The organism is Lysobacter ciconiae (assembly GCF_015209725.1).
GTDB lineage: Bacteria > Pseudomonadota > Gammaproteobacteria > Xanthomonadales > Xanthomonadaceae > Novilysobacter > Novilysobacter ciconiae.
In genome coordinates, this window is record NZ_CP063656.1 from 1476455 (window position 1) to 1501670 (window position 25216).

A 25216-nucleotide genomic window follows, 5' to 3' on the forward strand; every position below is an offset into this window, starting at 1 on the left:
AGTGTTCTGTTACAAGTGTCCCGATCTGGCGATGGCCATCACCAGCCGCAGTGAGAGCAATCCCGCAGCAGCGAAGGCCACGATCGCCAGGAAAGGCATGTGACCGAACACTTGCGGGCCGTCGGAATGCAGGCTCAACAGCGCACCGCTTACGTACAGGCCCAAGGTGACCAGGGCCAACGCCAGCCGGTTGCCCGTGCGCGCGATTGCCTCCTGCGTGGAACTCAGGCCATGGTGGTGTACGGAGAAGGCGGGTCGTCCGTCGCTCAGTTGCGCCTGCCGCAACAGGTCGGTGGCGATCTGTGGCAGTTGGCGCGCAGTGCGGGCCAGCCGCATGGCAAGCGGCCTGTTGCCGCTGGGGCGGCTGGCTTCGGCAATGTCGGCGATCGCGGCCGCCTGCGCGGACAGCGTCCCCAGCAGGTCCAGATCCGGATCCAGCGCCCGCAGCGTGTTCTCGACCAGGAACAGCGTCCGGATCAGGGACAGCAGGTGGGCCGGAAGCCGGAAGCCAGCGCCCTGCCCAATGCGTGCCACGCGCCAGATTGCCTCGGCAATGGACCACTGCGCCAGCGGACGGCTGGCCATCTCGGCCAGGATCAGGTGGATCTCGCGCACATGCGAGCGGCGGTCGACCTGCGGCGGGAAGAAGCCCATGGCGATCGCTGCATCCAGCACGCCCTCGGCGTCGTCGGCCGCAATGGCCTCGACCATGCCGCCGAGCGCGAGCCGGGATGCAGGGTCGAGCACGCCGATCGAGCCAAAGTCATGCAGGCACAGGCGACCGTCGTCAAAGAAGAACAGATTCCCCGGGTGCGGGTCGGCATGGAAGACGCCGGCGCCGAAGAGCTGATGCACGTAGGCACCGAGCAGCGCCCTTGCCAGTGCGGGAGCCGCCGCCGTTCCATAAGCGGCTTCCAGGCGGGTGCCGTGGCTACGATCCTGGACCAGCACGTCGCGGGTGGCGTAGGGCTCAACGACATGTGGCTGTGTGATGCCGGGCAGGGCATCGAGCACCTTCGCCATGCGGCGCATGTTCTGCGCCTCGTGACGCATGTCGATTTCATCGCGCAGGAATGCGCCCAGCTCGTCCACCAGTTCGAGGGGGCGGTGTCGCTTCAGAGGCGGCCAGATCCACTGGGCTACGCGCAGCGTGCGTCGAAGCAGCCGCAGGTCAGCCTGCACTTGAGCGTGGATGCCGGGCCGGGTGACCTTGACGACCACGTCGCGACCGTCATGCATGCGTGCCGGATGGATCTGAGCCACCGACGCGGCGGCCAGCGGATGGTCATCGAAGCTGGCGAAAAGCTCTTCGACGGAGGCGCCGAACGCCTGCTCGACCATGTGTCTGGCCTGGTCCGCAGGAAATGCCGGCACGTCGCTGTGCAACCGCGACAATGCCTCGCGATAGGGCGCCGGCAGCAGGTCCCAGCGCAGGCTCAAACCCTGGCCCAGCTTGACGAAGGTGGTACCCAGCCCCACCAGGGTGGCGCTGACGTACGCGGGAAGCCGTTCGGGTCTGCGTCGGCGCAGGCGCAACACCGCGACCCCGAGAGTCAGTCCGGCCCAGGCGATCTGGCCTCCGCGGCGCACCGTGCCCGCCATCAGCGCGAGGTCCTCGCCGGCCGGCTCACGATGCCGGCCCCGCTTCCGCGCGCAGGATGGCGGTCGGATCGCCGCGACCATCCACGGCCGCCAGCTCCGCTTCGGACAGCAGGTTGTCGCGGGACTCGCCGAGGACGCCCGCAGCCGCGTCAACCACGTGCGCCCAGGTGCTGCGGTTGGCGAACAGCAGGCCCGGCACGTCCAGTGTGCCGCCCCGGTTGACGAAGCCCAGCGCCGCGGTGGTGGTGGGGCCGGTGTCGAGTCGGCGCAGCGCACCGAGGAAGGGCTCCGGACGGGTGTGGGTAACGAATACGCGCGGCCGGCCCACCGGAAACAGCGCTTGGACCGCACTGTCGGAGTGCACGTACCTTGCCTCCCCCGGATCGCGCGGGGCGCGAAATCGGCCGGGTTCGGCGAGATAGACGATCGCGGCCGACATTCCGCGTGCGGCCAGACGCGCCTGTGCGCGGCGCACTTCCTGCAGCTGGTACGCGCCGGTGGCCACCAGCAGGATCGCCGCCGTCTCCGGATCGCCGGCGAGGCATGTTGCGCCGGTCTCGGCCAGTGCCTGGGCCTGCTGCGGGGTCAGCTCATGAGGCACCGGACGCTTGGGAACGACCAGTGTGGTGACCGTGCCCCGTTGCGCGTAGGCGCGGGCGAGGGCGGCGGCAGCGCCATTGGCGTCCGGCGGGAACACCACGCGCGAAATGTCGGCCATTTCGCCCATGAGTGCCTCGGCCATGGTCGGATCCTGGTGGGACTGTTCGTTCTTCGCGTTCTCCCACGTGTGCGAGGTCAGCACCAGGGGCACGCCCAGCCAGCCGGGTGGGCGCCCGGCCTGGGCCTGGTGGCGGGCGAAGATCAGTTCCTGACGTACGGCGCCGAGCATCTTCGGTGCAAACGCCTCGTAGGTGACCACCAGGTTTAGCCCGCCCTTGTTGCCGAGCGCCGCGCAGACCACGGCTTCTTCGTTGAGCGCAGTGATGACCGCGCCGGTTGGCGATTCGGCGACGCCGGGCTCGGGCTCGTGCACCCGGTGCTTCATCGCGTCCAGGGTCCGGTCGAGCTTGTTGCTGCGCAGCTCATCGGGATTGCCCACGCGCACCCGCAGTCCCGGATTCGCCTCGGCGATGGCGACGAACTGCTCGTCGAGTGCGGTCATTGGCGAGCTCTCGCCTCCGGCGCCGCGGTCGGCGATCGCTGGAACGCGAGGCGGATCCACTTGGCGATCGGCCAACGCATGGTCGCGCTCGCGCACCCGCTGCTGGAGATCGTGGCTGTTGAGTGCGGCAATGGCCTCCTCAAGCTCGGACGCGGCCACGAACAGCGCCGAGGCGCCTTCATTGAACAGCGCGCGTGCCTCGGCATCCTTCGCTGGATTCCCGGGCAGGGGCAGGTTGTGCGAAGCGTTGGTTCCGGCGCCGGGGAAGCCGAAGCCCTTCACGGTTTCGGCGATGCCATAGGGCAGCCGCACGTCGGTATCGGGGACTGCGGCGCCAGCTTGCAGGCGCGCCTCCATCACATGGATACCCCACGCGATGCTGGCAGGATCGCGCCCGTCCAGCGCGATCGGATCAAAGCCGTTCAATCGCAGGTGCCGGTCCAACCACCGCTCGCCGCCCTGCTGGGTGATCTGACTGCGTTGTTCGATGCGCCGCCCGTTGAGGATGATGATCGGGCTGACCAGCCCGCTGTCCTCGGCACGCCACCAGCGCGGCGCCCAGTCGCTGCCGCGCTGTTCCTCGAACGCCCCGTCACTCAGGAAGGCGACCAGACGCTCGTCCTTCAGTGGCGCATGCACGTACTGCAGTTCGGCAAAGCCGAGATAGCCGCCTTCCATCACGCCCCCGGCGGTGTGCGCATTGACGTGGGAGCCCAGGGGTGACGCCGGCGTCCCGTCCGGATTGAGGGTGTAGGCGTAGAAGTCGCCGACGAACCGGCTCAGCCCCGCGTCGGACCGGTCATAGCGTTCCGCGTGCCTGGCCGTCATGTTGCCAACCAGCAGGTTCAGCGCGTCGATGGCAGCCACACAGTGCCCCTGGCCCATCATCCATGCGCGAGTGACGCCGTCCAGAGCGTCCATCAGCAGGTAACCGGCGTAGGCCGGCACCATGTTGAGGGATCCGCCGGTGTGGCCTTCGGGCGTGGCCTTGAAGTCATCGGTCTCGAGGGCCACACCGTCGGTACGGACCCGCTGGCTGTAGGTCATGTGCGCCACCAGCCACATGCCGGCGCTGGTGACGCGATCGGCCGCAGCGAGCCGCTGCCAGGCGGTGCCGGCATCGGGCGTGCGGCCCAGGGCAACCAGCTCGTCGACCATCTGACGGACCCGCAGCTGGGTGAGCGGGTCATGCCGGATCACGCCGTAGCCGGCAGCCCAGTGGGCGAAGGCGGGATCAGCCTGCCGGTGGGCGTCGGCCAGTTCAAGGATCCTCTGGCGCTCGGCGGCCGACAGCTGGTCGGCAGTGCAGCAGTTGAGATGCAGGTTCATGGGTCCTCCGGGGAGTCGGTCGAAGCGGTCATCAAGGCCGAGGCCGCGTCAGCGAGGTCCGCGCCCAGCGCGATCGCGTTTGACGGGTGGGGAATGGTGTCGGTACTGACGATGCGGGCCAGGCCCGCCTCCTGCAGACGGGCATAGGCGTCGCCCGCGAACACTGGATGGATGGCGACCAGCAGCGGTGGGGGGAGGGTCAGCCGCCGCAGGTGCGCGAGGGTCTCCAGGATCGTGTGGCCGGACGACACGATGTCGTCGATCAGGACCGGGGTCCGGTCGGCCACGGCTTGCGGGTCGGGCAGGCTCACGCGCACGTCGTAGTCGCCGTGCCGCTCCTTGGCCAGCACCTGGTAGGGCATACCGCACCGGGCCGCAATATCGGCGACCCATTGCTCACTCTCGCTGTCCGGTCCGATCAGCACCGCGTCGGGGACCGTCTCTGCGATCCAGCGGGCCACGGCTGGCGTCGCCGACACGTGGGCCGTCGGAATCCGGTACAGCGACTGCAGGCGCTCGACGCGATGCAGGTGCGGATCCACGGTCACCAGCCAGTCGAAGGCCTCCTCGAGAAACTGCGCGAACAGCGGCGTACTGACCGCCTCGCCGGGCTGGAAGCGGGTGTCCTGGCGCATATAGCCCAGGTACGGTGCGATCAGGCCGACCGAGCGCGCCCCGAACTCGCGCGCGGCCCGGGCGGCGAAGCGCAACGGGAGGGCCAGGGCATCTGCGTTGCGCAGGCTGGCCAAGATCGCCACATCGGCGCCGTCCAGCGCGTCGTCCAGGGTGACCAGCGACTCGCCATCGGGGAAGTGCCGCCAGGCCACGGGTGAAACCCGCGCCTGTAGGGGCGTGGCGAAGGTGCCAGCCAAGGCCGCATCGGCCGGGAACGGCATCAGTACACGGTTCATGGGATCTCCGCGAGGACAAAGGGTTGCAACGCCGCAGCGTGCTCAAGGGCGTAAGCCAGTTCTCCCGCCGACTCCGCATGCAGGGTCATCAGGGGCTGTCCGCGCTCGACCGCATCGCCGACCCGCAGACCGGTCTCCAGGCCGGCGGTGGGGGATGTCGGTGCGCCGGCCAGTTTGGCCAGCTTGGCCAGCCTGCGGTTGTCGATCTCCGCGATCCGGCCCGATGCTTTTGCCGGGACGTCGGCGGTGAATGCTGCCCGCGGCGGTTCGCGGAAGCCTCCCTGGGCCTCGCAGATCGCCAAGAATTTGGCCAGCGCCGCCCCGGAATCCAGCACGCTGCGCGCGCGCTCCAGTCCGGTGCCGGCGCTGCTGCCCGGTGCCATGTCCAACAGTGCCGCGGACAGCGTAAGTGCGCGTTCGCGAAGGTCGGCGGGTGCATCGGCTGCGTTGCGCAGTACCTTGAGCACATCGTGCGCCTCGAGCGCCGGGCCGATTCCCCGACCCACCGGCTGGGTTCCGTCGGAGCGATGGATGCCCAACTGCAATCCAAGCGCACCTGCGGTGTGTGCAAGCCGTGTGGTGAGGCTGTGGGCCGCAGCCTCACCACGCACTTTGGCGGTCGGACCCACCGGCATGTCGATCAGGACGTGGGTTGAGCCAGCGGCAATCTTCTTCGACAGCACGCTGGCGACCAGTTGGCCGTCGCTGTCGAAATCCAGCGGGCGCTGGACCCGGATCAGGATGTCGTCGGCCGGGCTCAGGCGCACGTTGCCGCCCCAGACGATGCAGCCGCCCTCGCGCTCCACCACCCGCCGCATCGCCGGCAGGTCGAGCGCCACCGGCGCCATGACTTCCATGGTGTCGGCGGTGCCCGCGGGCGACGTGATGGCGCGCGATGAGGTCTTCGGAATGCGGTAGCCCAGCGCAGCCACGATGGCCACCACGATCGGGGTGGTGCGATTGCCCGGCAGGCCGCCCACGCAATGTTTGTCCAGCACCGGCCCTTCGCCCCAGTCCAGGCGCTGGCCCACGAAGATCATGGCCCGCGTCAGCGCGGTCGTCTCCGCATGGTCCAGGCGGTCGCCCGCGCTGGCCGTGACGAACGCGGCAAGCTCCAGGTCCGACAACCTGCTTTCCATCACGTCCTGCACCAGGGCGAGGTACTGCGCGTCGTCCAGCTTTGCACCGAACACCTTGGCGCGGAGCGCACCTGCCGACGCCGCGGGTTGAGCGTGCCGGATCCCGGCCATGGCACCGGACATGGGATCGAGCAACGTCCACGCGACCTCCGACAGCGCTACCTCGTCCAGGCCGAGCCGATCGTCAACGACCACATTCAGCGTCGCCACCAACGTGCGCGTGCCCACGTCCAGCCTCACGCGCGTCATCGCAGCAAAGCCTTCCGAGCGGCAGACTTCACAGTCGCGGTGCATGTAGACCACCGGCTGCTGGTAGGTGTCGATGCCGGCACGGGTGACGCGCAGGCGAGTGTGGCCTGGGGCCTGTGGGGTCATCGCCCATCCTCCAGTTCAACGCGCTCCAGGTGCTCCGGCACGCGTGCGCGCCAGCCTAGTTCACGCTGCACGCGCCCGCGCAGCGTGTCGGCTGCGTCGGGCTCGCCGTGAGTGAGGTAGACGATGCGCGGCGCGGACGGCGCGGTGCGCATCCAGTCCAGCAATTCCCCGGCGTCGGCGTGACCTGAGAAGCCTTCCAGCTGCACTACCTCGGCGCGGATGGGCACCTCGCGGCCGAACATGCGCAGCGTGCGCTTTCCTGCCGCCAGCGCGGCACCGCGTGTTCCGCCGGCCTGGTAGCCCGCCAGCAGGATCGCGTTGCGGTCATCCGGGCCGAACGCCTCGATGTGGTGAAGCACCCGGCCGCCGGTCACCATGCCGCTGGCGGAGATGATGATCATCGGGCCGCGCTGGCGGTTGAGCGCCTTCGATTCCTCCACCGTGTTGACGAAGGTGGCCACATCGAACATCCGCTGGCAGTCCTCTTCGGACACGTGGTGCTCGGAATGGTGGGCGTGGTAGTGCCGAGTGGCATTGATCGCCATCGGACTGTTGAGGTAGACCGGCACGCGAGGGATCTCCTTGCGCTCACGCAGCCGGGCGATATGCAGCATGAGCGCCTGGGCGCGGCCGATGGCAAAGGCGGGGATGACGATCACGCCCCCGCGGGCAGCGACGCGGCGGATGATGGGGGCCAACTCCGCCTCCTGGTCGATCGGAACGTGTTCGCGATTGCCATATGTGGACTCACAGACCAGTACGTCACAGGCGGGCAGGGGCGTCGGGGGATTCATCAGCGACTCCTGCTGCCGTCCCAGGTCGCCGCTGAAGTGCAGACGCTGGCCTTGGACGTCCAGACTGACGTGGGCGGCGCCCAGGATATGGCCAGCGGGATGGAAGCGGACCGTAACCCCTGCGCATACCTCGATGTCGCGCCCGTAGTCATTTCCCTTGAGCTGTTTCAGGCTGCGGCGAGCATCATCCTCGGTATAGAGCGGTCGCGGCTCCTTGTGCTTCGAGTAGCCCTTGCGCGCGGCGTACTTCGCTTCTTCTTCGAGCAGGTGCCCGCTGTCGGGAAGCAGCAGGCCACACAGGGCGACGCTGCCATGGGTGCAGTGGACCCGGCCGCGGAACCCCTGCTTGACCAGAGCCGGCAAGTAGCCCGAATGGTCCAGGTGGGCGTGGGTCAGGACCACCGCATCGATTGAGGCCGGGTCGACGGGAAACGGAGCCCAGTTGCGGTCGCGCAATTGCTTGTAGCCCTGGAAGAGGCCGCAGTCGACGAGCACGCGCTGGCCATTGGACTCGACCAAATAGCGCGAGCCGGTCACAGTGCCCGCGGCACCGAGGAACTGGAGGGTGGGACTGGTTTCGTTGTTCATGGGTGCTCCTATGGGCCGGCGGCTACGCCGCGGTGTCGAGAGAGGAAGAGGAGGGGGTCGCGGCGGTGCGCGGGACCAGCCGAACACGGCGTAGCAGCATTGCGTTGACCGCCACGATGACCGAGCTTCCCGACATCGACAGGGCGGCGATCTCCGGCGAAAGCACAACCGGATAGAGCACGCCGGCCGCCAGCGGAAACGCCAGGACGTTGTAGCCCACGGCCCAACCCAGGTTCTGGTGCATCTGCGCAGGGTGGCGCGGGCGATGGTGGTCGCGCACGACGTCATAGGGGTCGCTGTGCATGAGCACGACGTCCGCGCTTTCGATTGCGACGTCGGTGCCGGCGCCTATCGCGAAGCCAACGTCGGCCTGGGTGAGCGCCGGTGCGTCGTTGATACCGGCGCCAACCATGTCAACCATGCCGACCTTGAGGCCCTGCGATTGAAGCTTGATGACTGACATTGCCCGGACGCGCCGCGGGCGGCCGGGAGAGCGGGTCCGCGCGTACGCGGACCGCCTGTGCTCAGGTGCGTTGAAAGTGGGCCACATCACGGCAGTTCTGCCGGAAGTGCGGTGGGCGCAGAAGCCTTTCTGGCCAGCTGGTACTGCTTGACCAGCGCATAGATCACCGGGATCACCACCAGCGTGAGCACCGTCGACGATGCCATGCCGCCGACCATCGGAGCGGCGATGCGGCGGGTCACTTCGGAGCCGGCTCCCGTGCTCCACATGATCGGCAGCAGCCCGGCGGTAATGGCGACGACGGTCATCATCTTCGGCCGTACACGATCCACCGCGCCGGTGACGATCGCCTCCTGCAGGTCCTCCAGGCTGACGGGGCGTCCCTGCGCCTGCCGTGTTTTCGCCATCGCCTCCAATGCCTGGTCAAGGTAGATCAACATGATCACCCCGGTCTCGGCGGCCACGCCGGCCAATGCAATGAAGCCCACCGCGACCGCAACGCTCATGTTGTAGTCCAGCGCCCACATCAACCAGATGCCGCCGACGAGCGCGAAGGGCACCGACAGCATCACGATCAGCGATTCGGTCACCCGCCGGAAGTTCAGGTACAGCAGCAGTAAGATCAGCATCAGGGTTACTGGCACGACGATTTTCATCTTCGCGGCGGCGCGTTGCATGTACTCGTACTGGCCGCTCCAAGTGGCGTAGTAGCCCGGCGGAAACTCGACCGCCTCCGCCACGGCGGCCTGCGCCAGGCGGACGTATTCGCCAAGGTCGCTGTTGCGGGTATCCACGTAGACGTAGGCGGACAGCAAAGCGTTCTCGGTGCGGATCTCCGTCGCGCCGCGGTTGATCGACAACGTCGCCAGCTCGCCCAGCGGGATCTGCGCACCGTCCGCGGTGGCGACCAGTACCTCACGTGCGATCGTCTGCGGGTCATCACGCAGTTCACGCGGATAGCGCACGATGACTCCGAACCGTTCGCGCCCCTCGATCGTGGTGGTCACCAGCTCTCCCCCCAGCGCTGCCGAGATCACGCCCTGCACGTCGCCGACGGTCAGTCCGTAGCGTGCCAGTTGGCGGGCGTCGGGCTGGATATCCAGGTAGTAGCCGCCGGTCAGCCGCTCGGCATAGGCGCTGGTGGTGCCCGGTACCGTGCGCACGGCCGCCTCGATCTCCTTGGCAATCCTTTCCATCTCGGTCAGGTCGGTGCCGAACACCTTGACCCCGATTGGCGTGCGGATGCCGGTCGACAGCATGTCGGTGCGTGCCTTGATCGGCATGGTCCAGGAGTTGGCCACGCCCGGGAACTGCAGCGCCTGGTCCATCTCGGCGATCAGCGCATCGATCGTCATGCCGTCGCGCCATGCCTTTTCCGGCTTGAGGTTGATGACGGTTTCGAACATCTCCAGCGGTGCCGGATCGGTGGCGGTCAACGCACGGCCGGCCTTGCCGAACACCGACTCCACCTCAGGGAAGGTTTTGATGATCCGATCCTGCTGCTGCAGCAGTTCGGCGGCCTTGGTCACCGACATCCCGGGCAGGGACGCGGGCATGTAGAGCAGGGTGCCCTCATTGAGGGTTGGCATGAACTCGCTGCCGAGCCGGGAGGCTGGCCACAAGGTCAGCACCAGCGCCAGCGCGGCGACCCCGAGGGTGGCGGTCTTGTGCCTCAGCACGACCGCAATCACCGGCCGGTACATCGCGATCAGGAGCCGGTTCACCGGGTTTTTCTTCTCCGGCATGATCTTGCCGCGCACAAACAGCAGCATCAGTACCGGCACCAGCGTGACCGAGAGCAGCGCACCGGCGGCCATGACAAAGGTCTTGGTGAATGCCAGCGGCTTGAACAGGCGGCCTTCCTGGTCTTCCAGCGCGAAGACCGGCAGGAACGCCACGGTGATGATCAGCAGGCTGAAAAACAGCGGGGGGCCGACTTCGCGGCAGGCATCGATGATCAATTGCCGGTGTGAGCGGCTGCCGTCGCTGTGTTCGATGTGCTTGTGGGCGTTCTCGATCATCACGATGGCGGCGTCCACCATCGCCCCGATCGCAATGGCAATGCCGCCCAGGCTCATGATGTTGGAGTTCATGCCCAGGGCGCGCATGGCGATGAACGCGATCAGCACGCCGACCGGCAGCATCACGATGGCGACCAGCGCGCTGCGGACGTGGAACAGGAACAGGATGCACACCAGCGCGACAATGAGGCTTTCCTCGATCAGCGTGGTGCGCAAGGTGGCGATCGCGTGCTGGATCAGGTCGGAGCGGTCGTACACCGCCCGCAGGCTGACCCCTTCCGGCAGGCCGGACTGGATCTCGGCCATCTTCTCCTTCAGGCCCTGGATGACGGCGAGCGCGTTCTCGCCATAGCGGGCGATGGCGATGCCCGCGACCACCTCGCCTTCGCCATTCAGCTCGGCGATGCCGCGCCGCTCCGCCGGGACCAGCTCGACGTGTGCGATATCGGCGATCAGCACCGGCGTGCCGGCGTCGCTCTTGACCACGAGGTTCTCGATGTCATCGATTCCTCGCAGATAGCCGCGGCCGCGGATCATGTATTCCGTTTCGGTCATCTCAATGACCCGGCCGCCCACGTCACGGTTGCTCTGTGCGACGACCTCGGAGACCCGCGACAGCGGCACGCCGTACTGGCGCAGCTTGCCCGGATCCACGGTGATCGAGTACTCGCGGACGAAGCCACCGACACTGGCGACTTCGGCGACGCCGGGCGCCTTGGTCAACTGGTAGCGGACGTACCAGTCCTGGATGGCGCGTAGTTCGTCGAGGGACTTCTGTTTGCCCTCCAGGACGTACTGGTACACCCAACCCACGCCGGTGGCATCCGGCCCGAGCGTCGGCGTCACCCCGGCGGGCATCTGCTTGGACGCGGTGTTGAGGTATTCCAGCACGCGGGCGCGTGCCCAGTAGATATCGGTGCCGTCCTCGAAAATCACATAGACGTAGGAGGCGCCGAACATCGAGATGCCGCGAACCACTTTGGAGCGCGGCACGGCCAGCATCGCCGTCGACAGCGGGTAGGTCACCTGGTCTTCGACCACTTGCGGGGCCTGTCCCGGCACGTCGGCGTACACGATGACCTGGACGTCGGACAGGTCCGGCTGGGCATCGAGGGGGGTGTTGAGGAGTGCGTAGATGCCGCCGCCGGTCACGGCGATAGCCATCACCAGCACCAGGAAAACGTTACGGACGGACCATTCGATGAGACGCGCCAGCATGTCAGTGCTCCATCGCGTGCGAATCGTGGGAGGCGTCCGCATCGGGTGCGGGAGCTGGTGTCAGACCAGACGCCGCCGTGCCTACGTGGCTGCCGTGATCCGATTCAGAGGCCGATGGTGTCTCGTGTTGGGGGTCGGGCGGTGTGGCGCTTTCCGTCGGCCGGGCATCGGAAGCGTCCGAACCGGTATCGCCGGCGTCATGGTCATGCGATGAAGTCAGGGCCTCCAGCGCCGCTTGCAGGTTGCTCTCGGCATCGATCAGGAAGTTGGCCGAGACCACCACGCGTTCACCGTCGTGCAGCCCTTCGAGAACCTCGGCCCGATCGCCCGAGCGTTCACCCAGAACCACGGCTCGCGGCTCGAAGCGACCTTCGGCGACTTGTACGAGTACCAGCTGTCGCACACCACTATCGAGGACCGCGGAGCGCGCAACGGTCAGCGCTTCCCGGGAGGGGTTCTGGCTCAGGATGACGTCGCCGAACAAGCCGGGACGCAGGCTGCCGTCGGGATTTGGTAACTCCACCCGTACCGCCAAGGTGCGAGTCTGAGGGTCGATGATGGGCTGGATGAAACCGACCCGGCCCTCGAAGCTGCGGCCCGGCAGGGAGGGCGACTGGAAGTGGGCCTGCTGGCCGACCGACACGAGCCCAGCGCTGGTGGCGGGTACGGTGGCGATCAGCCACACCGTCGACAGGTCGGCCAGGCGGAGGATGGTGTCGCCGGCGGCAAACCGATCGCCCTGCACGATCGGCTTTTCGACCAGCACGGCGTTGGCGGGCGAGTGGATCACCAGACTGCCGATTTTCCCGTGCCCGATAGTCGCCAGTTGCGCGTCGTTGATGCCCCAGTTCTTCAGGCGTTGCCGGGCGGCATCGCGCAGGCGGGTCATCGTGGCGGCGCTTGCGGCATCACCCGCGGCAAGTTTCCTGGCGGCGGCATCGGCCACCCGGTATTCGTTCTGTGCAGCGAGCAGTTCGGGGCTGTACACCGACAGCAGGGGCTGGCCCTGCTGTACCGACATGCCGGTCTGGTTGGCCTGTAGCTGCTCGACCCAACCCTCGAACTTCGGGGCGATCACGTACTGGCGGGTCTCATCGACCTGCACGGTGGCGCTGGCGCGGATGCTGGGTGACAAGGCCTGCACGCGAGCCGCTTCGGTGCGCACGCCCAGCTTCTGCACCTTCTCCGGCGACAGCACCACGGTTCCTGGTGCGGCGGGCGCCTCCCCGCCTTCATAGACGGGCACGTAGTCCATTCCCATCGAGTCCTTCTTGGGCACCGGAGAGGTGTCGGGCAGGCCCATCGGATTGCGGTAGTAGAGGATCTTGCGGGGCTTCTCGGCCTGGCTGGCCGTTGGCTGCGAGGGTGTTTCGGAACGGAAGTGACGGCCGCTCCACCAACCGGCGGCAAGGGCGAGCAGGACCACGACAAGGCCCACGAGCCAATGGGAAGTTTTCATTGCGTATCTCCGCTGATGGCGCGCACGGCGGCGGCGCCCAGAAATTCGTCGCGGGTGGCATCCACCCGAGCCAGGTCGGCGCCCTGCCATTCGCGCAGGGCTTCAAGCAGGGTCGCGAAATCGACTTCGCCGACCTGATAGCTCGCCAGTGCCGACTGGAAGTTCGCGTCCGATTGCGGCAGCAGGGTCTGCTCGATCAGTTCGCGCTGTTCGCGCGCGCCTTGCCAACGTCCCCGGGCTGCTCCCAGGCGGCCTTCCAGTTCGTTCCGGACCGCTTCCGTGCGTGCCAGCGCGGACTGCTCCAGCAGGCGTGATGCGTTTTCCCGTCCTCGACGTGCCCGTTGCTGGAACGGAATTTCCACCTCCAGCATCAACGCGTAGCTGTCCACGCGATGGCCCATCTGCATGGCACCGACGCCGAGGGTGATGTCAGGAAGTCGCTTGCGTCGTTCCAGTTCGACGTTGCGGTTGGCCGCCGCGGCCAGCGCGCTGCCGGCTTGCAGGGAGGGATGGGCGCCCGAGGCAATCCGCTCGCGGGCGCTGTCCAACGTGCTCTCACTGATGACCAGCGCGGGTGGCGACACCGGCTCGGCCAGCGGCGCATCGGCGCGGCGGCCGAGCAGGGCATTCAACGTCGATGTGGCCTCGCGCCGCAGCGCCTGACGCTCCAGTCGCTGCCGCTGCATGGCGGTGCGCTCGACCTGGGCGCGGATTGCATCCTGCTGGGCGGCCAGGCCGAGCGCATAGCGGACCCCGGCGATTTCCTCCACCTGTTCCAGCAACCCGATCAACCGGTCGATGACCACGATGGCCTCGCGGGCGTGCCAGTAGCGCACGTAGGCATCCTCGGCGTTCGCCAGCAGGTCCAGCGCAGCGGCGTCATGCTCGTGACCGGCCGCACGGGCCTGTTCGCGGGCGACATCGCGTGACAGACCGCGCTTGCCCCAGAGCGGGAAGGTCTGCTCCAGCATGTAACTGGTGGCCCCCACGTTGGCGGGCAGCACGTTGGGGTGGGCGGGGTTGATGCCCTGCCATTCCACCGTCGCCATCGGGTCGGGCAAGGCGGCGGCTGGCAGGATCATTGCCTCGGCAGCCTCGGCCTCGGCCTGCAGGGCGCGCAGTTGCGGGTTGTGCTCGATCAGCCAGTTGCGGATCGAGGCAATGTCGCTGCCGGGACTTTCCGGTTCCGCCGCGAAAGCACTGGTGGAGTAGCCGGCGAAAGGCAGTGCCAGGGCCACACCCAGCACCAGCGCTTTGAATGGATGCGATTGCCGGGATGGGGTGCCGAGCATCGGACGGGTGCACGGTTGTGCCAACACCCGGGAACGGGTGCAGTACTGTTTCAGATCTGAATAAGTCATGTCTCTGCCTTGCCGTACCGCCGTCGATGAGAGGACGGTACTGCTGCGGAGGCGACATGCCGTGCGAAGACGGCTGCGCCGACGGAAGTGGCGTCAGGCGCAGCGGAGCGCCCGACGGACCTCAGTCGGCGATCAGATCAACAGGATGCTGGCGGGATGCAGGGTAGGTCGATGCCACGACACTACAAGTGGCGTGGCACGGTAGATCGTGGTGCTGTCCACCGGCGCGGCGATCAACGCCATCGAGTAGACCGGAGCCGGCAAGGACGCGGGAACGGGCGGGATGCGAGTGGCATCCCGGCTTTGATCGCCCTGGGTGCAGTGGGGGGCGCAGACCGCCGCGTCGTCGGACGGCGTGGGGTGTTGGCAACCATGCTGCAAACCGGCGGGTGGGCCGGCATCCAGCGCCGCGAACGCCATCGAGGCGGCCGGATGCCCCGCCAGCGCGAACTGCGACCACAACAGCGCCACAATCGTGAAGATCGTGATCCGGTGGCGCAGGCGCTGGCGACGTGATGATTTCATGAGTTCTCCCAGATTAGGCGCAGCACGGTGGCTGCGCCTTGATTCAGGTCAATTTCCAGAGTGCTTTCTGCAGGTGACGGCATGTTTGACTTGTCGCACCCGTCAACCATGCCGCTTCCGGCCCAGCCGCAACGCATTGGCGACCACCGACACCGAGCTCAGGCTCATCGCCAGGGCGGCGATCAACGGGCTGAGCAGCAGGCCGGTCAGCGGGTACAGCACGCCGGCCGCGATCGGCACGCCCAGCGCGTTGTAGAGGAATGCAAAGCCCAGGTTCTGCTTCATGTTGGCGACGGTATCGCTGGAGATCGACCGTGCCCGCACGATGCCGCGCAAGTCGCCCTTCACCAGCGTCACCTGTGCGCTCGACATCGCCACGTCGGTGCCAGTGCCCATCGCGATGCCGACATCGGCGCCGGCAAGCGCGGGTGCGTCGTTGATCCCGTCGCCGGCCATCGCGACCCGGTGCCCCTTGGCTTGCAGCTGCCGCACGAGGTCGATCTTGTCCTTCGGGCGGACCTCGCCGTGGACTTCGTCGATGCCCAGCGTGCGGGCGACCGCATGGGCCGTGGTGACGCCGTCGCCGGTAGCCATCACGATGTTCAGGCCCGCCGCGTGCAGCGATGCGATGGCGTCTGCGGTGGTCGCCTTGATCGGGTCGGACACCGCGAGCAGGCCGGCCAGGACGCCATCGACCGCCAGGTACATCACACTGGCGCCGGCCCGGCGCAGCTCCTCGGCCGGGATGGAAAGAACCGAGGCATCGACCCCGACCTCGTGCATCAGCGCGGTATTGCCGATCGCCAGGGTGGCGCCTCCCACCTTGCCGCGCACGCCGATGCCGGTGGACGACTCGAAGCTCTCCGGCGTCTCCAGCGTCAGACCACGACGGCGGGCTTCGGCGACGATCGCGTCGGCAAGCGGGTGCTCGCTGCCCTGGTCGAGGCTGGCTGCCAGGCGCAGCACTTCTTCCGCGGTGAAGCCATCGGCCGGCAACACGGTATGGAATGTTGGACGGCCCTCGGTCAACGTGCCGGTCTTGTCCACGATCAGGGTGTCGATTTTGCGCAGGTTCTCAATCGCCTCGGCATCGCGGAACAGCACGCCCTCGCCGGCGGCCCGGCCGGTCGCCACCATGATCGACATCGGCGTCGCCAGTCCCAGCGCGCACGGGCAGGCGATGATCAGTACCGAGATCGTATTGAGCACCGCGAACGTCCACGACGGCTCCGGGCCGAGCAAGCCCCACACGAAGAAGGTCGCGACGGCGATCGCGAGGACCGCCAACACAAACCAGTAAGCCACCTTGTCGGCCATGCGCTGCATCGGTGCGCGCGAGCGTTGCGCCTGCGCGACCAGCTGCACGATCTGCGCCAGCACCGTCGCCGAACCGACCTTTTCCGCCCGGATCACCAGGCTGCCGGTGCCGTTGAGGGTCGCGCCGATCACGCTGGAACCAGTGGTCTTCTCGACCGGGATCGGCTCGCCGGTCAGCATCGATTCGTCGACATGGGAGCGGCCTTCGATCACTTCGCCGTCGACCGGCACCTTTTCACCCGGACGTACCCGCAGACGGTCACCGACATGGACGTGACTGAGCTCCACATCCTCCTCGCTGCCGTCGTCGCGCAGGCGGCGTGCGGTCTTGGGTGCCAGTCCCAGCAGGGCTTTCAGCGCGGTCGAGGTCTTCGAGCGGGCACGCAGTTCCAGCATCTGGCCGAGCAGGGTCAGCGAGACGATCACCACGGCAGCCTCGAAGTAGACGCCGACGCGGCCGTGTTGGTGGAATGACGCCGGGAACAGCTCCGGTGCGACGGTGGCGACGACGCTGTAGCCGAACGCCGCACCGACGCCGATGCCGATCAGGGTCCACATGTTGGGACTGAGGTTGCGGACCGACTGCACGCACCGGACGAAGAACGGCGCGGCTGCCCACAACACCACCGGGAGGGTCAGGACCAACTCGATCCAGGTCCGCGTGACCACCGGCAACTGCGGGAAATAGTGACCAAACATCGCCAGCACCGTTACCACTACTGTGGCTGGCAAAGTCCACCAGAAACGGCGGCTGAAATCGAGCAGCTCCGGATTGTCCTCGTCGTCCAGCCCCGGCATTTCCGGTTCCAGTGCCATGCCGCAGATCGGGCAGATGCCGGGGCCTTCCTGGCGCACCTGCGGATGCATCGGGCAGATGTACATCGTCCCTGCCGGTGCCGGCACCGGGGAGTCATCGGATTGCCGGGTCAGATATCTGGCCGGATCCGCCACGAAGCGTTCCAGACAACGTGCCGAGCAGAAATGGTGCGTTACCCCTTCATGCTCGGCGTGATGGGCGGTTCGGGCCGGATCGACCTGCATGCCACAAACCGGATCGGTAACGGTGGTTCCCTCAGCGGCGTGAATGTGATCCCCGAGGTTGTTGGAGTCCGTGTGGTGATGATGGGTGTTCATGCATCCTCCGTGACGATGGCAATGGCTTGAGATTGATTGATCTGTCAATCCGCGTGGTGAGCGAACGCGGATGTGGTGCCGTCGTAAGCGACGAGCTCGACGACATAGGGCTGGACGCGGCCATCGGGCAGCTCCATCCCCGGTGAGCCGGCCGGCATGCCCGGCACGACCAGCCCCTTGCCCTCGGGCCGCTCGGTCAGCAGGCGTTTGATGTCATCCGCCGGGATATGGCCTTCGACGAAATAGCCGTCCACTTCCGCGGTATGGCAGGAGCCCTTGCCATACGGAATGCCCACCCGCTCCTTGATTGCATTCACGTTGTTGGTATTCACAACCTGGACCGTGAAGCCGGCGTGTTCCATGTGCTCCACCCACAACTGGCAACAGCCGCAATTGGGGCTCTTGCTGACGACCATCAAAGGCAGGGCTGACTGGGCGGGTACTGGACTTTGTACGGGAGCGTCCGGGGCGGGGTGGGTTGCGAGTGCAGGTGTCGAAGACGACTTGCTGGCGATACCGCTATCAGGTGCGCCGGCGCATGCCGTAACTGCATGTGCAGAGGCCAGCGCGAGGATGACGAAGACGAGTTGATTGCGTTTCATGGGTAGTACTCGGTGAGTGGCTTGGCGCGACGGCTGCCGGGGAACGATCGGGGCCTTGTGGAAGGCCCCGTGCTTCACTCAGTGCTGGTGATCATGACCTGCATGGTTGTCGGGACTGGACTTGCCGGCGAAGCAGTCCAAGCCGGGGCCGCGCTCAGCGCGGAGTCCGTTCGTCGTCGTGGCTGCCCCTCTCTCGGGTGTCGTCGCGCAACCGGCCCGGTAGCGCGACGTCATCGCTGACACCCTGCCTGAAGCCCTTGATCGCCTGGCCCATGTCCTGACCAACGTTCTTCAGCCGCTTGGTGCCGAACACGAGCACCACGATCGCAAGTACGACCAGCCAATGCCAAATACTGAAACTTCCCATGGATAAGCTCGCCCCAATGGTTGATAAAAAGGCGGAACCGATACGTCGAGTGGTTCCTGTGCGCCTGGAGGATTCAACTGTTCGCATCAATTGCAATTGCTACACAGGGCTGAGTGTCCCGAGTACTGAAACAACAATCAGGATCAAGGTGGCCAGTGCGGCCTCTGCCGCCACACTCTGTCGCAAGGCGCGCACCTCCTGCGCAGGATCCCCGCTGGTCAGCGCCCGTCCCAGGCGCGGCACCAGCGTCCATCGGTGCAGCGCGCCCAGGCCCAGCATTCCACCGAACAGAGCAAGCTTGAACAGCAGCAGGTTTCCGTAGGTGCTCTGCAGCAGCGAAGAAAATGACCACGCGGTGAGATCCCCGTAGTGCGCGATGCCGGACACGACGAGCGCAGCAACGGAAATCGTTCCCAGCGTCGAAAATCCATGCAGAAAGTCATGCGTTGATCGCAGACGCCCGCTGCCGGAGGCCTCCTTGCCGCGCAGGAGCATCCCCAGGAACATCAGGACCGCTGCGATCCAGCCGCCAGCCGCGAGAAGATGGACGAGGCCCGCAGCAAGCCGGACCGCGCCTGCCACGCCCTCGCCAGCGGCCGCGTGGCCGTTCCATGCCAGCGAAGCGAGTGCGCCGCCCGCCAGCGTCGCCGCCAGCGGGAAGGCGAGCTCCACCTTCCCGCGGCGACGATGCCATCCGAGCACAAACATCAGGGCGAGCAGCAGCGCGCCTCTCGCAATCGCTGCCCGGCCCGCGGACGTCTCGAGCAGATACCAGCCAAGCGATCCGCGATCAACGTCGGCGACCGGCATTCCCATGATGCCCGCGGTCTTGAAGACGACATCGGCCCCGGTGAGCACGAGACCGACGGTGGCACTCACCAACAGAACGCCCATGAGTGGCCACCCGGCCAAGGCGTCGGCGAGTGCCGATCGACGCGAACCGTACCAACCGAACAGTGGAACCCCGAAAAGCACCATGAGAACAAGGTATTCCAGGAATCTCAGTGCATAAGCCGACAGGTCGAACATTTGTGGCTCCTCAGCGCACCGTGAAGCTGAAATTGCCCGTCATGGGGTGGTTGTCGCCTCCAACGGCGCGGTATTCGACGGTATAGACGCCCGGAGCCAGCGGCCGAGGCAACTTGGCACGCAGGGTCTTGCCGTTGTTGACGATCTCGGTCGTGAAATTCTCGATCGGCATGGTGGAACTGCCGTGCTTCATGAGCAACTCGAGACGCGACGCCCGCGGCAGCAAGGTTTCGTTGAAGACGAGATCGATCTGGGCTGGCGAGGCCACCACCGCATTTGCCGCCGGTGTGGACTGCTGCAGCGCGGCGTGGGCGTGCGCGATCTGCAGCGAGAACTGCCCAGCCGCAATCGCGAGGACGAGCGCAAGGGAGCGAAGGAGGTTTGACGACTTCATAGGGATAAATCCTCATTGCGAATGTGATGCAAAGCCCCGTTCGGGGCCGTGCTGTGTTGGATCCGACAAGCGTTAGATGTCGGGCTGTCACCCAAACCGCGGTTGGTCGGCTTTTGATACCACCGGTTTCGCGAGATGAGGATCCCGCCTGCTCAGGCGGGATCCTCGACGCATCAAGCCGCCATGGCGCTGCAGCTTTCCGCGCAACGGCGACAAACTTCGGCGCAACGCGTCATCTCAGGGTCGTTCATGGCGTCGCATGCATCGGCGCACTGGCGGCAGATCTCCGCACAGGCACCGCAAACCACGTCGTGAGCGCTGGCACCGCGAAGCATCGTGTCGGCACTGGTTGCGCAGATATCGGCACACGTCGCAAGTAGTGCAATGTGCTCTGGGGCCGCGTGGGCACCTCCTTTGGTCAGGCAATAGTTGATGGTCTCCAGGCAGATCTCATGACACTGCGTGCAGATGTCGATGCACTCGTTCATGGCCTGGGACCGGTGTGCTGCGGAATGGTGAGTCATGTGGTTCTCCTGCTTCCTCGCGGACGAGAATCGGCGCGCCCGCAACACCGCCCCTGTTGCTGCGACGGATCAGTGCTGTGCGAACGGTGCGGTGGTTCCGTCGTGATGGACCAGTTCGACCGTGTACGGCTGCTGGCGCCCCTCCGGAACCTCCATGCCGGGAGAACCAAGCGGCATCCCTGGGAGGACCAGGCCGCGTGCGTCCGGCTTTTCTTCGAGGAGACGTTTGATGTCCGCGGCCGGGACGTGGCCTTCGATGACGTATCCGCCGATCTCGGCCGTGTGGCAGGAGCCCTTTGCATAGGGGGCACCCAGCCGCTCCTTGACCGGCCCCAGGTCATCCATGTCGTGCACATCCACGGTGAAGCCCGCCTTCTGCACGTGGTCGATCCAGGCACCGCAGCACCCGCAGGTCGGGGTCTTGTGGACGGTCATGCGTGGCGGGGCTGCTGGAGTCGTGTCGGATGTTCCCGGGGCGACCTGTGCAGTGGGCGCGCTGTTGGATTGCGTGGGTGTAGCGGCCTGGGTGCAGGCACCCAGGCCGGCGACCGCAAAGGCCACCCACGCCAGTCGAGTAAAACTGTAAGCATTCATTTCGGCTTCTCCACTCAGCGCTTGGTCCGCGAGGACCAGTGGATGTGGACGATCCGCCAGCCGTCCGTGGTCTGCTTCAGCACCATCGTCTCGGTGCTCTGGACGGTCAGTGGCTGGCCGTCCTTCTGGGTGTGCAGCTCGCTTTCGGTTCCGACCCACGCGAACTCGCCAGCGGCTCGTGCGCGCTGACGGAGTAGCTGGCGATGGGCGCCCTTGAGGAACGCCGCATCGCTGACTGCGTGGTGCCCCATGTATTCCTCGCGGCTGCGCTCCGCGCCTCCGGATTCCAGGATGAGGACGTCGGGTGCGAGTAGGGCTTCGACCGTGGACAGGTCGCCGCTGGACAGGGCGGTGTTGAACCGTTCCGCCACGGCGACGGCAGCCTCTGCGGCAGCCGGGACGTCCACGTCCGCGGATGCCGCGGCGGCGGGGTGATGTTGTGCATGCGTCTGTGTCGCCTGCGCCATTGCGGGCGATACGACGGCCAGCGCAAGGGCGAGGGTGAAGGAAGTTGCTGTTGCGTTCATCGCGTGTACTCCGGGAAATCAATGGGTGCGCGTATGGCCGTCACCGGCTTCGGGCGTGTCTGGTGCAGGGTTCGACTCCACCATCCCGACTTCTGCGTCGCCGGGTATGGAGCCGTGGTGATCGTCGTCCACGCCGGGCGGGGGTGTGTGCGGCATGGCGTTGTTGGCCGGTTCGGACGGGGCAGGGTGATCCTCGGCCGCCGCGTCGACATGGCCGTCGCCTTGTGTCTCGCCGCCGCCATGCGCATGGCCCTGGCTGCTGTCGACCAGTTCCTTGTACGCAGCTGCGTCGAGCGTGGGCAGCAACTGAAGGAACGCGGCCATGTTCCAGATGTACTCGTCGTCCATGTTCTTGCCCCAAGCCGGCATGCCGCTGGCCTTGATCCCGTGCTTGATCACCCAGAACGCTTTGGCTGCATCGACCTCGTACTTGCTGAGGTCGGGCGGGGCGGGATTCAGGCCTTGGCTCATCTCGGTTTCGGCCATCGACGGAGCCAGGTGGCAGCCTGCGCACATCGCCGCATAATTGCCCGCGCCCTGCACGATCCGCGCCGGTTCGTCCAGGCCTGAAGGCACCTCCACCCTCCCCGCACGGGTCAGAATGGAGCGCTCGCGTGCGGTTTCGAGCAGGAAATGCACGGGTCTGGTGTGCATGTCATCCGCGGCCACGTTGTACACGCCCCCCCAGACGAAGCCCACCGCGCCCACCGCGACGATCAGGGGAACCGCGATCAGCCAAACACGCTGACGTGTTTTCGATTGCATGTGCGTTCTCCCGTCAGAACCAGATTCGAACGCCGGCCACGATCCGGGTGTCGTCGATGTCCCCGGACTGCGCGCGACGGAGGTCCGCCGTTCCGCCGTAGGCGCGCTCCCAGACCACGCCGATATAGGGAGCGAACTGCCGATGGAACTCGTAGCGCAGCCGGAAACCGGCTTCGATCTTGCTCAGTCCGCTGCCGATTCCAACCGCCGGATCGTCCTTGCTCCAGGCCTCGCCCTCGACCAGCCACTGGCCGATCAGCCGGTTGGTGAATAGCATTTCGTATTCGGCTTCCGCCCCAAGCCCGACCTGGCCGGACTCGCCGAGGTAGGCGGTCGCTTCGACTTCAAACTTGTACGGGGCAAGACCGATGACGCCGAGCGCGGCATAAGTGCGCGACGGGCCGCCGCCAAAGCCGAAGTCATGGCGGACACCGGCGACTGCATCCCACCATCGGGCGATGGCCCGGCCGTACAGGACTTCCACATCCGCCGACTCGGTGGATCCGCCCGCACGCTCGCCCTCGCTGCGGAGCCAGAGCCGGTTCAAGTCGGAGCCGACCCAGCCCTTCGCTTCCCAGGCCATGCCGGTGCCGTCCTCATCCGCGTTCCACGCCTCAAGCCGGTCAAGCGACCAGTAGGAGTTGATCGATTCGCCGTGCAGCACGTGCGCGTCGAGGTCCTGGAACGCCGCGGCCCGATCGGCCGGGGTGATGGCAGGAATGGGCTCGTGCGGCTCCGCCGTCGCCGGGAGGTCCTGGCTGGCACCAGGCTGATGGCCCATGGACGTGTGGTCCATGGCGGAGGGATCCATGCCCGAGTGATCCATCGTGGAGTGGTCCATCGTGGAATGCTCGCCATCGGCGGCGTCCGCAGCCCCGTGTTTCATGGTGCCGTGGTCCATGTTTCCGTGGTCCATGGCCCCGTGATCATCGGAACTCGTGTCTGTCGGAGTCGGCTGGTGGCCGGCGTGTGGGTCAACAGGCTTGGGTGACGATGGTGTCGCAGCTGGAGCCGGCTTCGCTTCCGGATGGTGCGAGGCGTGATCCGTCTCCTGGCCCCACGCCGGCGCGAGCCCAGCGGTAAGAGACAGTGCGGTGACCAGGCCGATGGCCAGGGGGTGACGACTGGAAAGGATCATGGCGTTCATTCCTCCACCCGCACTTCGCGGAACATGCCGGCTTCCATGTGGTAGAGCAGGTGGCAGTGGTAGGCCCAGCGGCCGAGCGCATCGGCGCGCACCCGGTAGCTGCGCCTGGTGCCCGGCGGCATGTCGATGGTGTGCTTGCGCACCATGAAGTTGCCGGACTCGTCTTCGAGATCGCTCCACATGCCGTGGAGGTGGATGGGGTGCGACATCATCGTGTCGTTGACCAGCACGATCCGCAGGCGCTCGCCGTAGTTCAGGCGCAGCGGTTCTGCATCAGCAAACTTCACTCCGTCAAACGACCACGCGAAGCGCTCCATATGGCCGGTCAGGTGCAACTCGACCGTGCGCCCGGGCTCGCGCCCGTCCGGGTCGCGGAACGTGCTGCGCAGGTCGGCGTAGGTCAGCACTCGGCGGCCGTTGTCACGCAGGCCGATGCCCGGATCATCCAGTTTGGGCGCCGGCGCCATCGTCTGCATGTCGACGAGCGGGTTGCCGGTTTCACTGGCAGGGTGTTCCTGCATCCCGCCGGCGCCGTGATCCATGCCGGCCATGCTCCCGCCGGCTGTCGCGCCTCCGGCCATCGACGACATGTCGTGACCGCTGTGGTCCATTCCGGCCATGGCCCCGCCGGCCATCGCACCCCCGGACATCGACGACATGTCGTGACCGCCGCCGCCCATTCCGCCGTGGCCCATGTCGTCCATGGTGAGGAGCGGCTTGGGATCGACGTTGGGCACCGGCGCCCGTAAGCCTTCTCTGACGGCGAGCGTGCCGCTGATGTAGCCGGTGCGGCCGGTGTCCTGCGCGAAAATGGTGAACGCATCCTGCCCGGTGGGTTCGACGATGACGTCGAACGTCTCGGCGGTGGCGATGCGGAACTCGTCGACCGTGACCGGATGCACGTACTGGCCATCGGCTGCGACCACGGTCATCTTCAGGCCCGGAATGCGCACGTCGAAGTACGTCATCGCGGACCCGTTGATGAAGCGGAGGCGGACCTTCTCGCCCGACCGGAACAGCCCGGTCCAGTTGCCCAGCGAGGTCGTGCCGTTCATGAGGAAGGTATAGGTGTTGCCGTTGACGTCCGACAGGTCGGTCGGCGTCATCCGCATCTGGCCCCACATCTTGCGGTCTTCGACCGTGGCGGCCAGGCCGTGCTGCTTCACGTCGTCGACGAAGTCGCCAACCGTCTGCTTGGAGAAGTTGTCGAAATCCGACCGCTTCTTGAGCCGGGCAAACAGGCGCTTCGGATCGAGGTCGGTCCAGTCGCTGAGCATGACCACGTAATCGCGGTCATAGGCGAAGGGCTCGGGCTCCAGCGGCTCGATCACCAGCGGCCCGTAGAGACCGGCCTGCTCCTGGAAGCCGGAATGGCTGTGGTACCAGTAGGTGCCGCCCTGCACGACGTTGAAGCGGTACTGGTAGGTCTCGCCGCGGTTGATGCCGTTGAAGCTCAGCCCGGGCACCCCGTCCATGTCGGCCGGCAGCAGGATGCCGTGCCAGTGGATCGACGCCTGGTCGCCATGGATCGAGCCGGGGGGCAGGGCATTGCGGACCCGCAGGTTGACCGTGGTGCCCTCGCGCCAGCGCAGTAGGGGCGCCGGGATCGATCCGTTGACTGTGATCGCAGGGCGCGTGGCACCGGTGAAGTTCATCGGCGTCTCGCCGATGGTCAGGTCGAAGTCGGTGCCGCTCAGGGTCTGCAACGGCTGGGCAGCGCCGCTGGCGGCCAGCGCCGGCAAGCGCCAAAGCCCCATGCCGGCAGCGAGGCCGCCGACGGCCAGGCCGGTGACAAAACGACGTCGAGAGGGTGCCGCCGGGGGGAGGCCGGAAGAATCGGTGGACATGGAAACACTCCGTGAATTCGGA

Annotated in this window: 22 protein-coding genes; 1 reads left to right on the forward strand and 21 read right to left on the reverse strand. The window is 66.6% G+C overall.

The genetic code is table 11. From position 1 onward, the window contains the following. Window positions 1-9: 9 nt before the first annotated feature. The 11 genes from INQ41_RS06750 to INQ41_RS06800 all read right to left on the reverse strand — a co-directional run bounded on the left by INQ41_RS06750 (window position 10) and on the right by INQ41_RS06800 (window position 17305). A complete protein-coding gene (locus tag INQ41_RS06750; protein ID WP_036196098.1) occupies window positions 10-1602 on the reverse strand; it encodes an ABC1 kinase family protein in 1593 nt (530 codons plus the stop codon). Between the two features lie 25 nt (window positions 1603-1627). Next, a complete protein-coding gene (locus INQ41_RS06755; RefSeq protein WP_224743840.1) occupies window positions 1628-4093 on the reverse strand; it encodes a phosphoketolase family protein in 2466 nt (821 codons plus the stop codon). Next, the gene (locus tag INQ41_RS06760; protein WP_193983056.1) at window positions 4090-5004 is read right to left on the reverse strand and encodes a ribose-phosphate diphosphokinase; all 915 of its coding nucleotides are present in this window, start codon (window positions 5002-5004) and stop codon (window positions 4090-4092) included. The genes INQ41_RS06755 and INQ41_RS06760 overlap by 4 nt, the downstream gene beginning before the upstream one ends. Further along, window positions 5001-6518, reverse strand: coding sequence for a thymidine phosphorylase family protein (locus INQ41_RS06765; protein WP_036196086.1), 1518 nt, complete (start codon window positions 6516-6518; stop codon window positions 5001-5003). The genes INQ41_RS06760 and INQ41_RS06765 overlap by 4 nt, the downstream gene beginning before the upstream one ends. Continuing rightward, the gene (locus INQ41_RS06770) at window positions 6515-7900 is read right to left on the reverse strand and encodes an MBL fold metallo-hydrolase RNA specificity domain-containing protein (RefSeq protein ID WP_036196089.1); all 1386 of its coding nucleotides are present in this window, start codon (window positions 7898-7900) and stop codon (window positions 6515-6517) included. The genes INQ41_RS06765 and INQ41_RS06770 overlap by 4 nt, the downstream gene beginning before the upstream one ends. Window positions 7901-7922: 22 nt before the next feature. Continuing rightward, the gene (locus INQ41_RS06775) at window positions 7923-8363 is read right to left on the reverse strand and encodes a hypothetical protein (RefSeq protein WP_224743839.1); all 441 of its coding nucleotides are present in this window, start codon (window positions 8361-8363) and stop codon (window positions 7923-7925) included. 86 nt (window positions 8364-8449) lie between these two features. Continuing rightward, window positions 8450-11602 carry an efflux RND transporter permease subunit gene (locus tag INQ41_RS06780; RefSeq protein WP_193983058.1) on the reverse strand — a complete coding sequence of 1051 codons (3153 nt, stop codon included), beginning with the start codon at window positions 11600-11602 and terminating at the stop codon, window positions 8450-8452. Between the two features lies 1 nt (window position 11603). Next, window positions 11604-13061, reverse strand: a complete 1458-nt coding sequence (locus INQ41_RS06785) for an efflux RND transporter periplasmic adaptor subunit (RefSeq protein WP_084105845.1) — start codon at window positions 13059-13061, stop codon at window positions 11604-11606. After that, window positions 13058-14422 (reverse strand): TolC family protein, encoded by a 1365-nt coding sequence (locus INQ41_RS06790; RefSeq protein ID WP_228076520.1) that lies wholly within the window; start codon window positions 14420-14422, stop codon window positions 13058-13060. Before INQ41_RS06790 ends, INQ41_RS06785 begins: the two co-directional genes overlap by 4 nt. Window positions 14423-14554: 132 nt before the next feature. Next, the gene (locus tag INQ41_RS06795) at window positions 14555-14947 is read right to left on the reverse strand and encodes a hypothetical protein (RefSeq protein WP_036196130.1); all 393 of its coding nucleotides are present in this window, start codon (window positions 14945-14947) and stop codon (window positions 14555-14557) included. 102 nt (window positions 14948-15049) lie between these two features. Then, window positions 15050-17305, reverse strand: a complete 2256-nt coding sequence (locus INQ41_RS06800) for a heavy metal translocating P-type ATPase (RefSeq protein ID WP_248285370.1) — start codon at window positions 17303-17305, stop codon at window positions 15050-15052. Between INQ41_RS06800 and INQ41_RS13330 the strand changes: the two genes are divergently transcribed. After that, window positions 17246-17428, forward strand: coding sequence for a hypothetical protein (locus INQ41_RS13330; RefSeq protein WP_036193643.1), 183 nt, complete (start codon window positions 17246-17248; stop codon window positions 17426-17428). The genes INQ41_RS06800 and INQ41_RS13330 overlap by 60 nt on opposite strands. 14 nt (window positions 17429-17442) lie before the next feature. On the opposite strand, the gene INQ41_RS06805 is transcribed toward INQ41_RS13330, so the two are convergent. From INQ41_RS06805 to INQ41_RS06850, 10 genes are all read right to left on the reverse strand, one after another. After that, window positions 17443-18000 (reverse strand): DUF411 domain-containing protein, encoded by a 558-nt coding sequence (locus tag INQ41_RS06805; RefSeq protein ID WP_191150458.1) that lies wholly within the window; start codon window positions 17998-18000, stop codon window positions 17443-17445. A gap of 154 nt (window positions 18001-18154) precedes the next feature. Next, window positions 18155-18367, reverse strand: a complete 213-nt coding sequence (gene tatA / locus INQ41_RS06810) for a Sec-independent protein translocase subunit TatA (RefSeq protein WP_036193648.1) — start codon at window positions 18365-18367, stop codon at window positions 18155-18157. Window positions 18368-18466: 99 nt separating this feature from the next. Next, entirely contained in the window at window positions 18467-19396 is a 930-nt protein-coding gene (gene copD, locus INQ41_RS06815; RefSeq protein ID WP_193983060.1) for a copper homeostasis membrane protein CopD, read from the reverse strand. A gap of 10 nt (window positions 19397-19406) precedes the next feature. Beyond that, window positions 19407-19790 (reverse strand): copper homeostasis periplasmic binding protein CopC, encoded by a 384-nt coding sequence (gene copC / locus INQ41_RS06820; protein WP_036193654.1) that lies wholly within the window; start codon window positions 19788-19790, stop codon window positions 19407-19409. 173 nt (window positions 19791-19963) lie between these two features. Next, window positions 19964-20314, reverse strand: a complete 351-nt coding sequence (locus INQ41_RS06825; protein ID WP_036193941.1) for a four-helix bundle copper-binding protein — start codon at window positions 20312-20314, stop codon at window positions 19964-19966. 69 nt (window positions 20315-20383) lie between these two features. Then, on the reverse strand, window positions 20384-20908 hold the full coding sequence (locus INQ41_RS06830; RefSeq protein WP_228076521.1) for a DUF411 domain-containing protein: 525 nt from the start codon (window positions 20906-20908) through the stop codon (window positions 20384-20386). Window positions 20909-20922: 14 nt separating this feature from the next. Next, window positions 20923-21435 (reverse strand): nuclear transport factor 2 family protein, encoded by a 513-nt coding sequence (locus INQ41_RS06835; protein WP_036193658.1) that lies wholly within the window; start codon window positions 21433-21435, stop codon window positions 20923-20925. An 18-nt stretch (window positions 21436-21453) separates the two neighbouring features. Then, on the reverse strand, window positions 21454-22200 hold the full coding sequence (locus INQ41_RS06840; protein ID WP_036193660.1) for a c-type cytochrome: 747 nt from the start codon (window positions 22198-22200) through the stop codon (window positions 21454-21456). Between the two features lie 13 nt (window positions 22201-22213). Beyond that, window positions 22214-23338: a copper resistance protein B gene (locus tag INQ41_RS06845; RefSeq protein ID WP_407074224.1), complete on the reverse strand. Its 1125-nt coding sequence runs from the start codon at window positions 23336-23338 to the stop codon at window positions 22214-22216. A 5-nt stretch (window positions 23339-23343) separates the two neighbouring features. Beyond that, window positions 23344-25194, reverse strand: a complete 1851-nt coding sequence (locus INQ41_RS06850; protein ID WP_036193662.1) for a copper resistance system multicopper oxidase — start codon at window positions 25192-25194, stop codon at window positions 23344-23346. Window positions 25195-25216 lie beyond the last annotated feature (22 nt).

Excerpts from the sequence above, each read along its gene's own strand:
- copD (WP_193983060.1), bottom strand. The coding sequence starts at position 19,396 with ATGTTCGACCTGTCGGCTTATGCACTGAGATTCCTGGAATACCTTGTT.
- INQ41_RS06765 (WP_036196086.1), bottom strand. The coding sequence starts at position 6,518 with ATGACCCCACAGGCCCCAGGCCACACTCGCCTGCGCGTCACCCGTGCC.
- INQ41_RS06795 (WP_036196130.1), bottom strand. The coding sequence starts at position 14,947 with ATGAAATCATCACGTCGCCAGCGCCTGCGCCACCGGATCACGATCTTC.
- INQ41_RS06760 (WP_193983056.1), bottom strand. The coding sequence starts at position 5,004 with ATGAACCGTGTACTGATGCCGTTCCCGGCCGATGCGGCCTTGGCTGGC.
- INQ41_RS06845 (WP_407074224.1), bottom strand. The coding sequence starts at position 23,338 with ATGATCCTTTCCAGTCGTCACCCCCTGGCCATCGGCCTGGTCACCGCA.
- INQ41_RS06830 (WP_228076521.1), bottom strand. The coding sequence starts at position 20,908 with ATGAATGCTTACAGTTTTACTCGACTGGCGTGGGTGGCCTTTGCGGTC.
- INQ41_RS13330 (WP_036193643.1), top strand. The coding sequence starts at position 17,246 with ATGGTGCGTTACCCCTTCATGCTCGGCGTGATGGGCGGTTCGGGCCGG.
- INQ41_RS06775 (WP_224743839.1), bottom strand. The coding sequence starts at position 8,363 with ATGTCAGTCATCAAGCTTCAATCGCAGGGCCTCAAGGTCGGCATGGTT.
- INQ41_RS06785 (WP_084105845.1), bottom strand. The coding sequence starts at position 13,061 with ATGAAAACTTCCCATTGGCTCGTGGGCCTTGTCGTGGTCCTGCTCGCC.
- INQ41_RS06770 (WP_036196089.1), bottom strand. The coding sequence starts at position 7,900 with ATGAACAACGAAACCAGTCCCACCCTCCAGTTCCTCGGTGCCGCGGGC.
- INQ41_RS06835 (WP_036193658.1), bottom strand. The coding sequence starts at position 21,435 with ATGAACGCAACAGCAACTTCCTTCACCCTCGCCCTTGCGCTGGCCGTC.
- INQ41_RS06755 (WP_224743840.1), bottom strand. The coding sequence starts at position 4,093 with ATGAACCTGCATCTCAACTGCTGCACTGCCGACCAGCTGTCGGCCGCC.
- INQ41_RS06750 (WP_036196098.1), bottom strand. The coding sequence starts at position 1,602 with ATGGCGGGCACGGTGCGCCGCGGAGGCCAGATCGCCTGGGCCGGACTG.
- tatA (WP_036193648.1), bottom strand. The coding sequence starts at position 18,367 with ATGGGAAGTTTCAGTATTTGGCATTGGCTGGTCGTACTTGCGATCGTG.
- INQ41_RS06790 (WP_228076520.1), bottom strand. The coding sequence starts at position 14,422 with ATGACTTATTCAGATCTGAAACAGTACTGCACCCGTTCCCGGGTGTTG.
- INQ41_RS06850 (WP_036193662.1), bottom strand. The coding sequence starts at position 25,194 with ATGTCCACCGATTCTTCCGGCCTCCCCCCGGCGGCACCCTCTCGACGT.
- INQ41_RS06840 (WP_036193660.1), bottom strand. The coding sequence starts at position 22,200 with ATGCAATCGAAAACACGTCAGCGTGTTTGGCTGATCGCGGTTCCCCTG.
- copC (WP_036193654.1), bottom strand. The coding sequence starts at position 19,790 with ATGAAGTCGTCAAACCTCCTTCGCTCCCTTGCGCTCGTCCTCGCGATT.
- INQ41_RS06780 (WP_193983058.1), bottom strand. The coding sequence starts at position 11,602 with ATGCTGGCGCGTCTCATCGAATGGTCCGTCCGTAACGTTTTCCTGGTG.
- INQ41_RS06805 (WP_191150458.1), bottom strand. The coding sequence starts at position 18,000 with ATGAAACGCAATCAACTCGTCTTCGTCATCCTCGCGCTGGCCTCTGCA.
- INQ41_RS06800 (WP_248285370.1), bottom strand. The coding sequence starts at position 17,305 with ATGCAGGTCGATCCGGCCCGAACCGCCCATCACGCCGAGCATGAAGGG.
- INQ41_RS06825 (WP_036193941.1), bottom strand. The coding sequence starts at position 20,314 with ATGACTCACCATTCCGCAGCACACCGGTCCCAGGCCATGAACGAGTGC.